At 75.1% G+C, this 18,119-nt stretch carries 9 protein-coding genes; 6 read left to right on the forward strand and 3 right to left on the reverse strand.

Annotated features, from left to right (window positions below; translation table 11 throughout):
* Positions 1 to 163 precede the first annotated feature (163 nt).
* A complete protein-coding gene (locus ACFVUH_RS20815) occupies positions 164 to 2,785 on the forward strand; it encodes a cation-translocating P-type ATPase (protein ID WP_387914819.1) in 2,622 nt (873 codons plus the stop codon).
* Between the two features lie 108 nt (positions 2,786 to 2,893).
* Here the strand turns inward: ACFVUH_RS20815 and ACFVUH_RS20820 are convergent, their stop codons facing one another.
* The gene (locus ACFVUH_RS20820) at positions 2,894 to 7,621 is read right to left on the reverse strand and encodes a multicopper oxidase domain-containing protein (protein WP_387914820.1); all 4,728 of its coding nucleotides are present in this window, start codon (positions 7,619 to 7,621) and stop codon (positions 2,894 to 2,896) included.
* 385 nt (positions 7,622 to 8,006) lie between these two features.
* Between ACFVUH_RS20820 and ACFVUH_RS20825 the strand changes: the two genes are divergently transcribed.
* Both ACFVUH_RS20825 and ACFVUH_RS20830 read left to right on the forward strand, forming a co-directional pair.
* A complete protein-coding gene (locus ACFVUH_RS20825) occupies positions 8,007 to 8,672 on the forward strand; it encodes a response regulator transcription factor (protein WP_387914821.1) in 666 nt (221 codons plus the stop codon).
* Positions 8,662 to 9,807, forward strand: coding sequence for a sensor histidine kinase (locus ACFVUH_RS20830; protein WP_387914822.1), 1,146 nt, complete (start codon positions 8,662 to 8,664; stop codon positions 9,805 to 9,807). Before ACFVUH_RS20825 ends, ACFVUH_RS20830 begins: the two co-directional genes overlap by 11 nt.
* A 144-nt stretch (positions 9,808 to 9,951) precedes the next feature.
* Here ACFVUH_RS20830 and ACFVUH_RS20835 read toward each other — a convergent pair whose 3' ends face one another.
* On the reverse strand, positions 9,952 to 12,696 hold the full coding sequence (locus tag ACFVUH_RS20835) for a M4 family metallopeptidase (RefSeq protein WP_387914823.1): 2,745 nt from the start codon (positions 12,694 to 12,696) through the stop codon (positions 9,952 to 9,954).
* 614 nt (positions 12,697 to 13,310) lie between these two features.
* On the opposite strand from ACFVUH_RS20835, the gene ACFVUH_RS20840 reads away from it, so the two are divergent.
* The 3 genes from ACFVUH_RS20840 to ACFVUH_RS20850 all read left to right on the forward strand — a co-directional run bounded on the left by ACFVUH_RS20840 (position 13,311) and on the right by ACFVUH_RS20850 (position 17,529).
* On the forward strand, positions 13,311 to 15,311 hold the full coding sequence (locus ACFVUH_RS20840; protein ID WP_387914824.1) for a stealth family protein: 2,001 nt from the start codon (positions 13,311 to 13,313) through the stop codon (positions 15,309 to 15,311).
* A 109-nt stretch (positions 15,312 to 15,420) separates the two neighbouring features.
* Positions 15,421 to 16,095 carry a hypothetical protein gene (locus ACFVUH_RS20845; protein ID WP_387914825.1) on the forward strand — a complete coding sequence of 225 codons (675 nt, stop codon included), beginning with the start codon at positions 15,421 to 15,423 and terminating at the stop codon, positions 16,093 to 16,095.
* A 93-nt stretch (positions 16,096 to 16,188) separates the two neighbouring features.
* Positions 16,189 to 17,529 carry a serine hydrolase domain-containing protein gene (locus tag ACFVUH_RS20850; RefSeq protein WP_387914826.1) on the forward strand — a complete coding sequence of 447 codons (1,341 nt, stop codon included), beginning with the start codon at positions 16,189 to 16,191 and terminating at the stop codon, positions 17,527 to 17,529.
* 41 nt (positions 17,530 to 17,570) lie between these two features.
* Here ACFVUH_RS20850 and ACFVUH_RS20855 read toward each other — a convergent pair whose 3' ends face one another.
* Positions 17,571 to 18,044: a GreA/GreB family elongation factor gene (locus ACFVUH_RS20855; RefSeq protein WP_387914827.1), complete on the reverse strand. Its 474-nt coding sequence runs from the start codon at positions 18,042 to 18,044 to the stop codon at positions 17,571 to 17,573.
* Between the last annotated feature and the right edge of the window lie 75 nt (positions 18,045 to 18,119).

An 18,119-nucleotide genomic window follows, 5' to 3' on the forward strand; every position in this document is an offset into this window, starting at 1 on the left:
CCCCGGCCGGTCCGCCGCTGCCGGGGCGCGCGTTCGGTGGTGCCATGGAGGTACGGACGACCGGGCCCGCCCCGGCCCCGCACCGAGCCAGGGAGGCCGCCGTGGAAACCGTCCTGGGGGACCGCGTCGCCGTGCGCTCCTCGCCGGCCGACGGGCCTCGACCGTGACCGCCGCGCCCGGCACCCGCGCCCGTGGGCTGACCGGCGCCGAGGCCGCGGCGCTGCTCGCCGAGCACGGCCGCAACGAGGTCGCCGCCGACCGCCGGGTGCCGCTGCGGTCCCGGGTGGCCGCCCAGTTGCGCGACCCCCTGATCACGGTGCTGATCGCGGCCGTCGCGCTGACGCTGGCCATCGGCGATCACCCGGACGCGGTGGTCATCGCGCTGGTGATCGTGGTGAACACCACCGTGGGCGTGGTCCAGGAGGTCCGGGCGGAGAGCGCCGTGGCGGCGCTGTCCCGGCTCTCCGCCCCCGCCGCCCGGGTGGTGCGCGACGGGGAGCCGCGCAAGGTGCCCTCGGCCGAGGTCGTCCCGGGCGACGTACTGGCGCTCGCCGAGGGGGACATCGTGCCGGCCGATGCCCGGATCCTGGAGGCCGCGGCGCTGCTGCTCGACGAGTCGATGCTGACCGGCGAGTCCCTGCCGGTGGCCAAGCAGCCCGCCGGCGCGGGGCACGATGGCGGCGCGCCCGCCGGCGGGGAGCTGTGGGCGGGGACGGTCGTCCTGCGCGGCCGGGCCCTGGCCGCGGTCACCGCCACCGGCGCGGACAGCGCGCTCGGACGGATCGCCGCGCTGCTGCGGCCCCGGCCCGAGCCCACCCCGCTCCAGCGGCGGCTGGCCGGACTCGGCCGGGTGCTGGCGGCCGTGGCCGTCGGTCTGTGCGTGCTGGTCTTCGTCCTCGGTCTGCTCCGCGACCAGCCGCCGGGCGAGATGGCGGTGACGGCGATCAGCCTCGCGGTCGCCGCCGTGCCGGAGTCGCTGCCCGCGGTCGTCACGCTCGCGCTCGCCCTCGGCGCGCGCCGGATGGCCGCCCGCCGCGCCGTGGTCCGGCGGCTGCCGGCGGTGGAGACGCTCGGCTCGGTCACCGTGCTGGCCACGGACAAGACCGGCACCCTCACCGAGGGCCGGATGGTGGTCGAGCGGCTGTGGACCCCGCACTCGACGGCCCTGGTGACCGGCCTCGGCTACGGGCCCGCCGGCGAGGTCCGGCTCGACGGGGACCGGCTCGACGGGGACCGGCTCGACGGGGACCGGCTCGACGGGGACCGGCTCGGGGCGGCCCCGGCGGCGGAGACCGAGGCCCTGCTCACCGCCGCCGTCCTGTGCAACGACGCCGCGCTGCGCCCGCCGGCGGACGGGGACACCGAGTGGCGGGCGCTCGGCGATCCCACCGAGGCCGCCCTGCTGACCGCCGCCGGCAAGGCGGGACTGGACCACGAGCAGCTGCGGACGGCCCTCCCCCGGGTCGCCGAGGTACCGTTCGACAGCGCCCGCAAGCGGATGAGCACCGTCCATCGCAGGCCCGACGGCACCCTGCTGGTCTGCCTCAAGGGCGCCCCGGAGGCCGTCCTGGACCCGCTCGTCCTGGCCGAGCCGACCCGGCTGCTGGAACGGACCCGGCGGGCGGCCTCGGCACTCGCCGCCGAGGGCTTCCGGGTGCTCGCCGTGGCGCAGCGGGACGCCGACCGGCTGCCCGACCCGCCGGAGGACGCCGAGCACGGCCTGCGTCTGCTCGGCCTCACCGCGATGGCCGACCCGCCCAAACCCGCCGCGGCCGCCACCCTGGCCGCCTGCCGCCGCGCCGGCGTCCTGCCCGTGCTGATCACCGGGGACCACCCGGCCACCGCCCGCGCCCTGGCCGTCCGGGTCGGCCTGCTGGAGGCCTCCGCCGGACCCGAGGCGGTGGTGACCGGGCGGGACCTCGCCACCGGCGCGGTCACCGACCCGACCCGCGCCCGGGTGTTCGCCCGGACCGACCCCCGGCAGAAGCTCGACATCGTCCAGGCCTGGCGCAACAGGGGCGCCGTCACCGCGATGACCGGCGACGGCGTCAACGACGGCCCGGCCCTGCGGCGGGCGGACATCGGCGTGGCGATGGGCCGGCGCGGCACCGAGGTCGCCCGCCAGGCCGCCGACCTGGTCCTCGCCGACGACGAACTCGCCACCGTGGTCGGCGCGGTGGAGGAGGGCCGCCGGGTCTACGACAACATCCGCCGTTTCCTGGTCTTCGGCCTGTCCGGCGGCGGGGCCGAGATCCTGGTGATGCTGGCCGGCCCGCTGTTCGGCCTCGCGCTGCCGCTGCGCGCGGGCCAGATCCTCTGGATCAACCTGCTCACCCACGGCCTCACCGGCGTGGCCATGGGCGCGGAGCCGGTCTCCCCCGGTGCGATGGCCCGGCCGCCGCGCCCGCCGGACCAGCACATCCTCGGCTCCGGCGTGTGGCAGCGGGTGCTGTGGCTGGGCCTCGTCGTCGCGGCGGCCTCGCTCGGCGCGGCGCTCTGGGCCCGGGACGGCGACCGTCCCTGGCAGAGCGTGCTGTTCCTCGCTCTGCTGACCGCCCAGCTCGGGGTCGTGCTGGGCCTGCGCGAGCGGCTGCTGACCCGCGCGAACCTCTTCCTCCCGCTCGCCGTCCTCGCCTCCGCCGGGCTCGCGGCGGCGGCCCTCTACCTGCCCTTCCTGCGCGATGTGCTCGACACGGTGCCGCTCACCTGGTCCGACCTGGCCGCGCCGGCCCTGGTCGGGGTCGTCGGCTTCGCGGCCGCCCGGCTGCGCCGGCACGAGGGCTGAGGGCCCGGTCGACCGTCGACGGACGTCGGACGGTCGACCGGGGATCGAGGGTCGGGCATCGGGGGTCGGGGGTCGGGACCGATCAGCCCGGGCCCCGGCCGCCGGGGGTCACGGCGCCGGGGTGACCTGCAGCGGGTCCGACACCGACTTCACCGTCATGCCCGGGAACGCGCCGCCGTACCCGACCGTGTTGAGTGCGACGACCCGGTAGAGGTACGGCGTGGTCACCGAGGCCGTCGGGTCGACGAAGGCCCTGGTCCCGTGGGTGTTCGGCTGGTCCAGGGGCGACTCGACCGTGCCGACGTCGCTCCAGGTGGTGCCGCCGTCACCGGTGCGCTGGACGACGAAGGCGGTCTCGTTGATCGAGTCGTCCTGCCACTCCAGCCGGATCCGGGCGCTCGCGCCGCTGCCCACGACCGTCGAGCTGAGCCCGGTCGCCCGCCTCGGCGGCAGCGCCAGCACCTGGGGACGCATCATGTCCATCTCCTCGTGACTGAGGATGTGGCAGTGGATGACGTACTCCCAGCCGAAGTTCACCAGCCGGTTGCCGATGGGGTCGGTCGGATTTCCCTGCGGGTCGGTGCTGTTGAACCCGGAGGTGTCACCGAGCGGCATCACCGGGTCGAGCGCCCGTACGGAGTTGGGCACTTCGAACGGCACCGTCGGTACGACCGGGCGCAGCGCGACGATCGTGTCCTCCAGTGGGCTCATCCGCACCGTGTCCTTCCAGCCCAGCTCGTTGGCGTCCGGTTTGATGACGATGTTGTCCCAGGTCACCCGGTTGAGGACCTGGACGTCGTAGAGGTGGAAGTGGATCGGGTGGGTGTCCACCCCGTTGTGGGTGAACCGCCAGATCTGCGTGCCGTCCGCGTTGGTGCCGATCGGTGCCACCTTGATGTCCGCCCTGGGCAGGTTCGTGCCGTCGATCAGCTCGGTCGGCGGGTTGACGTACGGGTAGAGCGTGACGTTCTGCGCCCCCGGCGTGGGTGGCGACGCCTCGACGCCGAGGTTGGCCGACATCCGGCCGTACTCGTCGAAGGTCGTCGCGTTCATCTCGTCGTGGATGGCCTTGGGCTGCAGCGGCATCGACATCTTGGTCGTGGGCGCCTTCAGCGTGTTGAAGCCGAAGGACGCCGTGTCGTTGACCCGGACCAGGCCGTCGCAGGACTTGACGGAGCTGTTCCTGATGTTGCAGTTGCTCGCGGCGGGGAAGCTCGTGCCGTACGCCGAGTTGTAGGCCGCCTGTCCGACGATCACCGGGTTCTGGCCGGACTCGAAGACGCCCGAGCCGTCCGCGTGGTGCTTGAAGGCGGCCTGCAGCTTCGTCAGGTTGAACGCCGGAGCCGGCGCCGTGTCCGCGATGGTCACCTGCATGACGGTGCGGGTGTTGGGACCGTAGCCCGGCAGGATCCTGGGTGCTCCGCCGGACGGGGTGAGGTCGGGGGCGCCCGTGTAGTAGTCGTACGACGAGATGCGGGCCGGGTAGGCGGCGGGCGCGTCGTTGTAGAGGATGAGCGTCTTGCCGGCGAACTTGGAGAAGTCGACCAGCACGTCGGCGCGCTCGGCCGGTGCGACGGTCAGCGAGTGCTTGTCCACGTTGCCGACGTCGAAGCGCGTCGGGTCGGTGATCCAGGTCGTCGGCTGCTGGCCGTCGATGACGGCCGGTGCCGGCAGGAAGCCGCCCTCACTGGCGATCTGGATCCAGTCCGGACCGGCGGAGTCGTTGTTGGCGTCCGCCGGGGTGGGCGAGACATTGGGGTCGGTCTGGGCGGCCGCCAGCTCGTCCGGGTTGAGCGCCACCTCGGTCGTGCCGTCGCCCTGCTTCGGATCGGCCTTGTACCACTGGAAGTTGAAGAACCGGTCGTTGGCGGCGTTGAGCAGCCGCAGCCGGTAGGTCTTCGGCTGCAGCGTCACCTTCGGGTAGGCGACCCCGTTGACGACGGGCGTGTCGTTGAACTGCTCCATGCCCATCGAGACGTTCGGCGTGCCGGGGATCTGCTCCGGCTCGCAGTACGGCGCGACCTGGTACTGCCAGGTCGCCGGGTCGTCCAGCTTGCAGCGCGGGTCGTGGTAGGGGTTGGCGATCGGCCCGTACTTGGTGTCGCCGGCCGGCGGCCAGAACCACGGCCCGTACATCCAGCGGCCGTAGGAGCTCATGCCCGACGGGTCGCCGGGGTTCTGCGCCGGCATGTAGACGTGGTGGTACCAGAAGCTGCCCTTGCCGCCCCAGCGCGCGGTGTCCCAGGTGGGGTCCTGGCCGTAGGCCACGGTCTTTCCGGTGGCGTCCTCGCGGTCCTTGAGCTGTGTGTCGTCCGGTACGAAGGTGCGGTCCTGGACGAGCAGCGGGATGGTGTCGGCCGCGCCGGGGATCGTGCCGCCGGCGACCAGCGCCTTCTCGGTGTCGTCGGTGATGGTGTAGCCGGCCGCCTCGCCGGCGTACACGTTCAGCCGGGTGATGCCGTAGGAGTGGTCGTGGTAGAACATCAGCCGCGCGCTCTGCTGGTTGGTGTAGTAGAAGGTCGAGCAGCCGTCGTCCTGGGCGGCGCAGAGCTCGGCGCCGGTGGCGTCCAGCATGTCCGGCACGTTCCGCACGCTGACGCCCTGCGGCCACGGGGTGGCCTCGCCGGCCGGGGTGATCCACTGGTGCGGGGTGCCGTCGCTGATCCACGGGGTGACGCCGCCGTGCAGGTGCAGGGTGGCTCGGTTGTCCTTGAAGCAGTCGGCCTTGTCCCCGGTGCAGGTCGGGTTGCGCACCCCGTCCGTGACGGTGCCGTCGTTCGTCGGCGGAGGCATCGTCATCGGACCCGCTCCGGCGCCCATGCCGGTGCTGTCGACCGGCAGGAACAGGTCACCGGCGGCGCCGGTGGGCAGCAGGTTGCGGAACACCACGCGGACCGGCCGGTCCTTGGTCGCGGCGATCAGCGGGCCCATCCACTGCGGCGAGGTCACGCCCGTGTACGGCAGCGGTTGCCGGGTGCCGTCCATCAGCTCGTTGTAGAGCGGGACCCGGCGGCCGGGCACCGCGTCGGTCGACAGCTGCACGTAGCCCCGCACCAGGGTCGGCGGCAGGTCGGAGGAGAACCGGGTGAGGTACTGGACGAGGCCGATGACGTACTCGTCGGCCGGCCGGCCGCCGGTGGTGACGGGCTGCGGCACGGCGACCGGGACGAACTTCTCCGACGGGTCCGTCGACGGCGCCCGCAGCTGTGCGACGTCGGGGCAGCCGGTGCCGTCCGTCCCGGGGTCGCAGGTCAGCGGCAGGGTGTCCTGGAACTTCTTCATCCCGACCGTGAGGTAGCCGGCGCCCGGGGCGGTGACCTCGATCCCGCTGATCGCCCCGGTGTCCGTCACCGCCCGCGCCGCCGCCCCGGTGCCGCCCCGGCCCGTCGGGTCGGTGACGGTGACGGCGGGCTCCGCGGTGTAGTCGGACCCGATCGCGTCCACCCTCACCTCGACGAGCTTCAGTCCGGCGGCGGCCGTCGCCTTCGTCGCGCCGGGGATCGGGTCGGCCGGCGTCCCGTTGCGGATCACCACGCCGGGTGCGGCGCTGTAGCCGCTGCCGGGCTCGTCGACGGTCACCTTGGTGACACCGCCGTCCGCGGTGAGATCGGCCGGATCGACGTGGCCCTTGGCCACCGTGCCGTTCGGGTCGTCGGGGAGGTCGAAGTCGACCGTCGGCATGGTGTAGCCCGCCCCGCCGTCGGTGACCGCCACGGCGCCCACCCCGCCGGAGGCGGTCGCGGTGGCACCGCTGCCGCCACCGCCGGTGATCGCGACCGCGAAGCCGCCGTAGCCGCTGCCGCCCGCGTCGACCGTGAGGCCGACCACCGCCCCGGTCGCCTTGACGGTGGCCTTCGCGGTGGCCGCCGTGGTGCCGCCCTCGACGGTGACCGAGGTCGCGCCCGCGGCGTAGTGCCGCCCGGGCGAGGTCACCTCGATGCCGGTGATGCCGCCGGTCCGCGGGTCGACGGTGGCCGTCGCCGTGGCACCGGTCCCGGTGCTCGCCGGAACGACCTGCGCCCCGAAGGAGTACCGCCGGTCCTGCACCGGGTAGCGCGGGTGGGCGGTGGAGCCCGGCGTGACCGTGCCGCCGACGGCCGGCGGCACGCTGGTCGGCGGGTTCGTGGCACCGTCGACCCCGGCCGGGTACAGGAAGGTGTCGGGCGCCGAGCCGACCCCGGTGTCGACCGGGACGCCCTGGCCGTAGAAGCCGATGACGTCGCCGGCCTGCACGGCGACGTCGGGGACCTCGTAGGTCGCGATCTCCCCGGTCCCCACGGCCGGCCTCGGCACCGTCCTCGGCCCGCTGTCGGCCACCACGGTGTAGCCGCCCGGCGTGCCGCCCGGACGCAGCAGGTAGCCGTGGAAGAGGCCGCCTTCGGAGGCCGTCGGGCTGCCGCCCGGCGTGGCCTGGTTCCAGGTCCGGAAGCTCTTGAGGGTGCCGGCGGGCAGCGGAGACCCGTCCAGGACGACGAGGACCGGTCCGAGTTCGCCCGGCGGTGTCGCGAAGTCGGTCGCGTACGCCCGGTCGACCAGCGGGTTTCCGGCCTCCATGGCGGTGGTCCCGATGACCACCTTCGCCCTGGAGGAGGTCAGCGGGCTGTTGGCCCAGTTCGGCCACGGGCCGAAGTAGTGCGGGGCCTTCGTCCCGTCCACGGCGCCGCCCGACCCGTGGTGGACGGCCTCCTGTGCCCGGTCGAGCAGGGACATCGGCATCGCCAGCGCCGCCACCATCGTCCCGGCGCCGAACAGCGCGAAGGTGCGCCGCCTCGACGTCCTCGCCGCCCTCGTCGCTCTCGGCGTCCTCGTCGCTCTCGTTTCCCGTTTCGTGAACACGCCTTCCCTCTCCCTCGGCGAGCTGCCGCCGCTCTCGCGCCCGGACCCGGCTCCCCGTCCCGCCGGAGGCCGGCGGCGAGGAGGGGCACGGGCCCGCGTCACCGGCCGGTGACGCGCGCGCGACAAGCCTGGGGCCGGCCGGCGGGGACGGGGGCGAAGATGACAGGTCTCTCATCCGGCCGTCATGACGGCGCCGCGGGGCCGGGCGCGCACGGGCACTGACGCCGCGTCACCGCATCGGCCGCGAGTGGGGGCGAACCGGGGCGATCCGGGCGCCTGCGACCGATCGTCGACGATGCTCCGCCGCGGCGCTTGTAGGATCCGGCGCAGCCGCGGATGACAGCCCAGGGGACGAGTGCGGCCGGGGAGGAGACGGGAGCCCGTCATGGCACGGCTGTTGATCGTCGAGGACGAGGCGCGGTTACGCGCCTACCTGCGTCGCGTGCTGGAGGCGGACGGGCACGCCGTCGACGCCGCGGAGTCCGGCCCGCAGGCCGTGCAGCGGCTGCGCGGCGGCGGGTTCGACCTGATCGTGCTCGATCTCATGCTGCCCGGGTTCGACGGCTTCGAGGTGATGCGGCAGGCTTTCGACCGGCGGGCCGACCAGCGGGTCCTCGTGCTGTCCGCCGTGATGGACGTCGCCACCCGGGTCCGCTGCCTGCGGCTCGGGGCGGTCGACTTCCTCGGCAAGCCCTTCGCGACGGCGGAGCTGGTGGAGCGCGTGCGCACCAGGCTCCGGACGCCCGGCGCCGGCGCGCCCCAGCGGTGGCTCCGGGTCGGGGAGGTCACCCTCGATCTCGAACGGCAGGCGATCAGCCTCGCCGGGCGGGAGGTGCCCCTGTCGCACCGCGAGTTCATGCTGCTCGGTCATCTGATGCGGCGGGCCGGTGAGGTGTGCAGCCGGCGTGAACTCCTCGCGGGCGTCTGGGGCCACACCGACGAGCTCGGGAGCAATGTGGTCGACGCGACGGTCCGCCGGATCCGCGGCAAGGTGCCCCGGCCGGTCATCGAGACGGTGCGCAACGTCGGGTACGCCTTCAGTGCCGGCTGAGCGCGGGCGGCCGGTCGTCGCCGGGAGGCGGCTCTTCGCCGGGTGGGTGCTGTTCGCCGGGGGCAGCCAGCTGCTGCTGTTCGTCGAACCCGCCCTGGAGACTCTGGTGTTCCACCTGGTGTGGATCAGCATGTCGATCGTCTACGGCCTCCAGAACTGGTCGGTGCGCCGCACGTCCGCCGTGCTGGCCGTGGTCACCCTGGTGACGGGCGCCGCGCTGGGCCGGTTCGTCGCGCAGGGCCACGCCGAGTGGGACGAACTCGCCGAGGTCCCGCTGATGGCACTGGTCTTCCTCAGCATGGTGTGGCACGTGCGACGGCGGGCCGCCGCCCTCGCGCAGACCCGGGAGCTCGTCGAGCGCGAACGCCGGGCGCAGGAGGTCAAGGAGCTCTTCGTGCGCAACTGCTCGCACGAGATGCGTACGCCGATCACGGTGGCCCGCTGCTACGCGGAGATGGTCCGCGACGGGCCGGCGACCCCGGACAGCCGGGAGGACCTCGATGTGGTGGTGGACGAGCTGGACAAGCTCGGCCGGCTCGCCGGGCGGCTGCTCGTCCTGGCCGACGCCTACGAGCCCACCGGCTTCGAGTGGGCCCCCGTCGACCTCGGCTCCCTGCTGCGGCGGACCGTCCAGCGGTGGCGGCCGGCCTCGGAGCGCAACTGGCTCCTGGACGCGCCCCGCGTCCTGGTCGAGGGTGACGAGTCCCGCCTCGAAGCGGCGCTCGACGCCCTGGTGGAGAACGCCGTGAAGTTCACCGTGGACGGGGACACCATCGCACTGCGCTGTCGCCAGGCCCGTGCCGGCGCCGTGGTCGAGGTGGAGGACGGCGGGATCGGCTTCGCCCGGTCACGGGCCGACGACGGCGGCGGCGCCCCGCCCCCGGCGTCGGGGCGTCCCGGCACCGGGCTCGGCCTGGCGATCGCGCGCGCCGTCGTCGCGGGGCACGGCGGAGCCCTCACCGTCGTCTCCGAGCCGCCGAACGGTTCGCTGCTGCGGATCACGCTGCCGCCGCACCCTCCGGCCTCCGCTCCGGCACCGTTCCCCGCCGGTGTGCCGGGGGTCCGCGGGCTGGGACGGGGCTTCCCCCGGCGGCGGGGTCACGACGCCGCCGGATCGCCGCGCCGCGTGCGGTGAGCGGGGGCCCCGTCCTTCGGATCACGCCGGAAGGCCCGCCCGGCCGCCGCGGGTGCGGCGGCCGGACGGGCGACCGAGGGGCGGACGGGGGCCGGGCGCCGGGGTCGGGCGCCCTGGTTCGGCCTCCGGGGCAGCCGCCTCCGGTCAGCAGGTGCCGGCCGCGCGCTCGCGCACGACCAGGTCGGTACGGCCCGCCGTGGCGTCCAGCCAGAGCACCCGGGTGCCCCGGTCGGCCACCGGCGCGTACTGGCCGCCGCGGTTGCAGGAGACCCGCTCGGGGGTGCCGCCGGTGAGCGGGAGCTGCCAGAGCTTCGGCAGGTCGGTGTTCTTCATGGTGTCGCTCACCCGGCCGCCGGCGTAGCCGAAGGTGACGGCCCGGTCGGTGGCGGTGAGGGCGGTGATCCGGCGCGGCGCGGTGGTGCTGCCGGGCAGCACGTCGACCGCGGCGGAGCCGTCCGGGGCGCCGGAACGGATCGAGCTGCCCCGGGACTGGTCCGTGGGCGTCTCCACCCAGAGCAGACGGCCGCCGGCGAGCCGGGTCCCGGAGACCCGGGTGGTGTCGGGGGCCGGGTACTGGGCGAGGGTCCGGCCTTCGGCGATCGAGTAGACGGTCGGCGCGCTCACCGTCCGCTCGCCGACCTGCCAGCTCTCGGTCCAGGCGAGCAGGCCGTCCTTGAGGGTGAGATCGGCGGCGGCGTGGCCGTCGGGCAGCGGGACGGCGGTCACCGGGGCGCCGCCCCGGGACAGCTGCGGCCAGGTCCGGCCGGTGCCGAAGTCGTTCGCCAGGAAGGCCACGTCCGCGCCGGAGATCCGCACGTCGCCGAGGTACTGGTTGGCGGCGCTGTGGACGCTGCGCGTCGGCCCGCCGTCGAGCGGCCGGGCGAACACCTCCATGCCCCACTGGCCGTTCGCGCCCTGGCCCATCGCCGCCCAGGCGGCGGTGGTACCGTCGGTGGCGGGCCAGCCGTGCGAGCGGCCGTCGTCCGGGCTGAGCCGGACCGGCTCGGCGGAGCCGGTGACGGAGCCCGCGTAGACGCCGAGGCTGCCCCGGCCGCCCTTCTCCGTGGTGGCCGCCACCCAGCGGCCGGCGGCGGCGTCCGGCGCGATGCTCTCGGTGGACAGCTCGCGCAGCAGCGACCGGCTGTCCACGCCGATCCGCCGCTGCCAGCCGGCCTTGATCCCGTGGGCGTCGAACGCCCCGGCCACGGTCCGCAGCTGGGCGCGGTCGAGGCCGAGCGCGCGGCCCGCGGCGAGCACCGCGCCGCGGGCGTCCACGAAGTCGTCGAGCGGGGTGAGGTACTCGGCGAGCGCGCGGTACACCAGGCGGTCGGCGGTGAGCGGGTCGAGGGCGCGCCGGATGTCCCACAACGCGCCCGAGAAGATGGTGGAGTTGAGGTGCACGCCGCCGTTGTCGACGCCCGCGGGTGCCCCGGTGTAGTCGGCGACGGTGGTGCGGCCGTCGTCCAGCCGGCGGACGGCGCAGGCCTCCGGGGTGCCGGCGCGGCAGAGGTCCTCGCCGAGCAGCGCGGCCCGCGGATCGGTCATCGGGATGCCGCGGCTGGTCACCTCGACGGCGTTGCCGAAGTAGTCGGCGACGGCCTCGTCGAGGGCCCCGGACTGGCCGAGGTAGACGAGCTGCGCCGTGTGCTTGACCACGCCGTGGGTCATCTCGTGGCCGGCCACGTCACGGGCGGCGGAGAACGGGTGGTACGTCCCGGTGCCGCCGCCGTAGATCATCTTCTGGCCGTCCCAGTAGGCGTTCTGCAGGGGCTCGCCGAAGCTGGTGACGTTGACGACGGAGGTGATCGGGCCGTTGTCGCCGTCGATCCCGGCCCGGCCCAGGCGGGTGCGGTAGAAGTCGTCGACGGCGGCGGCGTTGAGGTGCGCGTCGGTGGCACCGCTGGTGCCGGTCGAGGCCGGGAAGTCGGGGCCGGCCGAGGCGGCCGGACGGGCGTCGGCGGGCAGGCCGCCGTTGAAGTCCAGGACCTCCCGGCCCGCCGCGTCGTAGGTGGTGATGACGGCGGGGCGGGTGAGGTCGGTGAGCTGGTAGCTGCCGTCGAAGAGGCGGCCGACGTTCACCGGCACGGAACGGCCGAGGGTGTCCGGGGCGGTGCCGGTGGCGGGTTCCACGGCCGCGGTGGCGGCTGCGGCCGCGACAGCTCCGCCGGGGGCGGCGGCTGCGGCGGCCCGGTACGGGGCGCGCACGTCGTAGGCGAGGGCGAGCCGGCCGGTGGTCGCGTCCACGAACACCTCGCGCGCCGTCGCCGCCCACACCGCCGGGTCGGTGCCGCGCACGGTGAAGTGGCGGGCGAGCCGACCGGTGCCGCCGGGCAGCACCACCGGGCCGTGGTCCTCCGCCGTGGCGCCCTCCCGGCCGGCAGGGTCCTCGATCGCGCCGAGCGCGAGCCGGCGCAGTACCTCGTCCGGGACGCTGGACACGGTCGGGGCGGTGAGCCCGGTGAAGTACTTGCCGCCGATCGACTCGACCCGCTGCCCGCCGCCCTCGCCGGCCAGGTGGACGAGGTAGGCGGCCCCGAAGACCGGGACGCCCCCGTACTGCTGCGTGAACCTGACGGTGCGACGGCCGTCGGCGGCCCGTTCGGTCCCGGTCTCCACGAGCTGCGCCGGGTCGACCCGGTAGCGGTCCCGGTGCGCTGCCAGGTGGGCGCGCGCCGCATCGGCCGGGGTGCCGCCGGCGGCCGGCTCGGCCAGGCCGGTGACCAGCTGCGGGGCGGCGGTGTCCGTTCCGGCCACCAGGCCCGGGACGGGGTCGGGGTCGGCGGCCGGGGCGGCCCCGGCCGCCGCCGCGGGCGGCACGCCCAGGCCGAGGCCCAGAACGGCGGCGATCGCCGCGCCTAGCAGTTTGGGCGAACGGGAACGCTGGTGCACTGCGGTCCTCCCACGGGAAGCGGAGGGCCCGGCCGTACGCCGGACCACACGTGTACGGCGGGCGCCCACGCCCCACGGCTCGTCCGTTCTCCGGAACCGATCGCCCGCCTGGCGAGAACCATAGGACAGCTCTCGTCATATGTCGACCATCTGCATATGTAGACCGACGGGATGCGGGTCGGCCGGGACCCGGCGGCGGGGAGGCTCGGCAATGTTCAGGTCATAAGGGGGTCAAGGCCGCCAAATCGGGAAGTAGGTGACGATCCGTCAGACTTGTCGCGCGCCATTTCAAATGCCGAGGAGGCCGTCCCCCATTTCCTCCACGGAGCCGAATGGACACGCGATTGTTACCATCGATCAACACAAAATTCTCCCGGTCGCATACGATCCCCTGCGAACCGCAATTCGCTCGACCCGCGCCCCCGCCGGGCGCCATGAACCACCTGTGAGGAACCTCCGCAGCAGTGGGGCCAGGCCGGACCACCGGCCGCCCGACCGCTCCGGACAGCAAGGAGAACCGTTCCGGGCCGCCCGGGCCGACAGCCCCGCCGAATTCTTCGTCGGGGACACGTAAAAGGCCCGGCACCCGGACCATCAGCCCCCTGGAGTTTCCTTTGCCCATTCGCCCTGCCGACCTCGCGGCCAGGATGCGCCCGCTGGCCGCTCTGGCCCGCCGCCGTCGGCCGGCCGACGGCACGCCCGCCGGACCCGCCGCCGCCCCGGAGGAGGTCCTGCCCGGCGCCGGAGCGGACGAGGCCGGACCGGACGGGGCCGGGCACGCGGAGTCCCGGCAGGAGGACGCCGGACGGCAGGACACGCAGGACACCGGGCGGCAGGAGCCCCAGTCACCGTACGAGCTGCTCGGCGAGGAGCGCTCGGCCCGGGAGGCGGAGCTGCTCGGCACGCTCCCGGGTGTCGTCCGCCACCGCGAGCACCTGGCCGAGGAGCGCCGGACGCTGCTGCCCGGCGACCGCCGGGACAGCAACCTGGCCGAGGTGGGCAGGGCGGTGCGGACGGCCGGCCTCCCGCACGGCATCGTGCCCGACCGCCACCCGCGGCACCGGTTGGCGATCAGCCCGGGCGACCGGCCCGCGGTGCTCCGGGCGCTCGCTGACGCGTTCGCCGGCGAGGCCGTCTACGCCGACCTCCTGGAACACGGGCGCACCCTCACCACGGTGCTCGCCGAGCAGCTGCCCCGCGCGGTCGCCCTCCTGGAGGCCGGGCCGGAGGACAGCTCGCCGGACACCCGGGAGGCCCCCGGGCACACCCCCGGGGACGCGCCGGAGGACCGGGACGGCGAGCCGGCCATGGAAGAGGCCGGGCCGTCCTGGCCGGCCGACCGGGTCAAGGGCGTGCGGATCTACCGCCCGGCGGTGATCGGCACCCTGCTGTACGGCCCCGAGACCGGCTGCGACGTCGAGTTCTGGGACTCCGCCGCACCCGGTCCCGGCGCCATCGCCTCGATCGACGAGACCCCGTTCGGCTGGTGGGTGCCCTCGCTGGAGGCCACCGCGAGCACGACCGTCGGCGGCCGGCCGTTCCCGCTGCTCGACGTGTTCGCCACCTCGCTGCCCGACCAGGTCGACTTCCCGATCGACGCCGTGATCACCTGGGTCGACGACGCCGACCCCGCCTGGCAGCAGCGCCGGGCCGCCGCCCGCGCCGGGCTGGCGCACACCGCGGGCCCGATCGCCGAGGAGGACGGCGTCGCCGAGAGCGGCATCGCGGGCGACGCCGACCAGCGCTTCCGCAACCGCGACGAACTGCGCTACTGCCTGCGCGCCCTCGCCGCGCACGCGCCGTGGATCCGCCGGATCCACCTGGTCACCGACGACCAGATACCGAGCTGGCTGGACACCGAGCACCCGGACCTGACCGTCGTCCCGCACCGCGCGCTGTTCGCCGGCACCGACGCGGGCCCGGTGTTCAACTCCCACGCCATCGAGACCCGGCTGCACCTCGTCCCGGGGCTCACCGAGCACTTCCTGTACCTCAACGACGACGTCTTCCTCGGCCGCCCGCTCGTCCCGGAGGACTTCTTCCTCGGCAACGGCATGCCGCGCTACTTCCCCGACGACCGGATCATCCCGCCCGGCGCCAACGAGCCCGGTGACTCGATCTACGTCGCCGCGCAGAAGAACACCCGTGCCGCCCTGGCCGCGGCCGTCGGGAAGACCTACCCGCGCACCCTCAAGCACTCGCCGCACCCGCTGCGCCGCAGCGTGCTGGCCGAGAGCGCGGAGCGGTTCGCGGCGCAGCTGCACGACACCGTCCGCTCGCCGTTCCGCTCGGCCGAGGACCTCGCGCCGGTCACCCTGGCCATCCACTACGGCCACGCGACCGCCCGCACCGTCGAGGGCCACCTCTACGACGGCTACTTCGTCACCGACAGCACCGAGGACCTCGGCCGGCTCGCGCAGCTCCACGAGGAGCGCTGGGCGGACTACTTCTGCCTCGCCGACGGCACCCGCGACCTGCTGGCGCCCGAGGAGCAGGAGCGGGCCGTCACGGACTTCCTGCGGGCCTACTTCCCGGTGCCCTCGCCCTTCGAGCGCCGCGAAGCGGCGCCCGGGCGGCCGGCCGCCGCGGCCGACGGGCCCGTCGACCAGGACTGACGCCCGGCGCGTGGCGTGCGTCTCATCGGCGCCGCGACCGGGTCCGTCCGGCTCCGTACCGTGATGAGATACCCCGAACGAGTGATGGCCGCCGGCCGGGGGGTACGCAGTGAGGACCAAACTGATCGGGCTGGGACCGGACGCGGGCGCGCCGGACCTCATCGGCGTGGGGCTGGTCCGCCTCGCCGTGGAGGAACGGCTGACGCCCGCGGCCGCCCCCTGGCTGGCGCCGCTGCGGGCCGCCTCGTTCGCCGACGCCTGGCTCACCTTCGGCGACCCGGCGGCGCCCGGACTGCGGGTGCCGGCCGAGGCCGTCCTGCAGGCGGTGGTGCGCCGGGCCGCGGAGCTGGTGCTGCGGCGCCACGGCGGGGACGGCCCGGCCGCCCTGGAGCAACTGGGCCGGGAGTCGGCCGAGGCGCGCGAGTGGGCCCGGCTCGCCGAGGTGTGCCACCCGGCCGAGCCGGCCGCGCTGGTCCTGCTCTGGCACGGGGTCCGCTCGGCCACCGCCGGGACCGGCCCCACCGCGGCGGCCGAGCGCGCGTCCCACACGGCGGCCGTCGCCGCCCGGTGCGGGGCCTACGTCCGGGACCACTGCCGCCGTCAGGACCTGCTCGCCCTCGTCCTGGCCTGCGCGCGCTCCGCCGCCGCCGCGCTGGCGGACCTCACCGACGACGACCGGGACCGGGCCCTGGCCGAGCTGGACGCCCAGGCGGCCCACTACATGGCCCCCACCGCCCCGGTGCCGCTCTGGGTCCCGGGCCGGCCCGCCGGACCCGCATCCTGACGGCACGTCACCTCCGGGCGACCCCGGCGGCGGTCGTTCGGAGACGGAGCACTATCGTTCGACCGACGGGCAATCCGATCGGGAGGTCGCCGCATGCCGGGCAGGGTGGACGGGCTGGACGGGCTGGACGAGTTCTGCGCGGAGGCGCTGGCCGAACACGGCTGCGCGTCCGTCTCCGTCGCGGTGGCCCAACGCGACGAAGTCGTCCTCGCCCGGGCCTACGGCCACGCGAGCGTCGCCGACCGGCGGCCGGCCACCGCGGAGACGGTCTACGGGCTGGCCTCCGTCACCAAGGCCTTCACCGCCACCGCCGTCTGCCTGGCCGCCGAGGACGGCCTGCTGGACCTCGACGCCCCGATCCCCGGCGGCTTCCGGTGGACCGCGCCGACGCCGCGCCAACTGCTGCGGCACCGCGGCGGGTTCCCGGCGTTCTACAGCTTCCACTACGGCACCGGCCCGCTGCCCGTCGACCTCGACCGCTACCGCACGCTCGTCCGCGAGCCGGGGACCGGCTTCGAGTACTCCAACCTGGGCTACCAGGAGCTGGGCCGGCTGCTGGAGGCCGTGACCGGCCAGGACCTGGGCGACCACCTGCGGGAGCGGATCGCCGAACCGCTGGGCCTCGCCAGTTTCGGGTTCGGGCCGGCCCACCCCGGGCCGGCGCCCGTCGCCGAGCGCTACTCCGCCGACGGCCGCGCCTACCCCACCTGCTTCACCGGCCACCCCGCCGCCGGGGCCGGCTGGGCGACCGCCGGCGACGTCGCGCTGTTCGCCCGCACCGCCTCCCGGCTGCTCGAACCCGCCACGGTCGCGGCCATGGACGACGCCCTGCCGATCGACGAGCGGCTCGGCTACGGGCTCGGCCGGATCGTCTCGCGCGGCCCCGGACCGGTGGTCCACAGCCACGGCGGCGGCATGGGCGGCATCGCGACGATGATGATCGACATCCCCGAGCGGGAGACCTCGGTGGCCGTCCTGACCAACTCCACCGCCAAGGCGGCCCGCGACGCCGTCGTCGGGCACCTCGTGGGCATCCTGGCGCCCGGTTTCTCCAACGACCAGGTCAACCCGGCCGTCGAGCGGACCCGCCCGACGGCCCTGGCGCCGGGCGTCTGGACCGGGGAGATCGGCACCGCGGAGGGTGACGTCCCGCTGCGGATCGGGATCCTGGCCGACGGCCGGGTGGAACTCCGGCTGGCCGACGGCCCGGCCGTCACCGCGCCGGGCACCGCGTCGGAGCGCTGGGACCTCCTCGTGAGCGCCCCGCTGCAACTGCCCACCGCCGACGCCCGGATCAACAGCCCGAGCACCGCGCTCGAACTCCGGGCCGGGCGGGACCGGCTGGCCGGCCGGGCCGTCGCGTTCAAGGACGGCGACCGGGACGGCCGGCTGGGCTCCTACCTGGTCCACCCCTGCGCACTGAGGCCGTGCTGAGAACGCGCCGACGCCGGGACCGGGCCCGCCCGGAAGAGCGGTTACGCCGCCGAGCCGTCGCCGATCGACAGGACCAGCGCCGTCGTCCGGCCGCCGGGGGCCTCGTACTCGACGGTCTCACCGGCGTGGCGACCGAGCAGCACGCGACCGAGCGGGCTGTCGGCGGTGACCAGCTCCGGGTCCAGCTCCTCGGCGAGTTCGCCGATCCGGACGGTCATCTCGTCGGCGTCCGCGAAGCGCAGGGTCACGGTGCTGCCGACGCCGACGCACTCGGTGCTCGGCGCCCCGGCGGCGGCGGCCTCGCGCAGCCGGCCCTCGATCCCGGTGATCCGGTCGTCCAGCCGGTCGAGCTGGTCGGCCCGCTGCAACTCGTCGGCCTGGTCGGCCGGATCGCCGGGCTGGTCGTCGCCGCTCAGGGTGGCGGCGACGGCGGCGCGCTCGGTGCGCAGCTCGGCGAGCTCCCGCTCCAGCGCGGTCCGGCCGGCGTCGCTGATGGGTTCGGGTGCACCGGTCATGGCCGTCTCCCTGGTCGGGCCGCCGCGGCGGGCGGCGCGGGCTTATTCCGGCATTTTCGAACATAACGGACTCCC

Origin of the sequence: Kitasatospora sp. NPDC058032 (assembly GCF_042885845.1) — a bacterium.
Taxonomy (GTDB): Bacteria; Actinomycetota; Actinomycetes; order Streptomycetales; family Streptomycetaceae; genus Kitasatospora.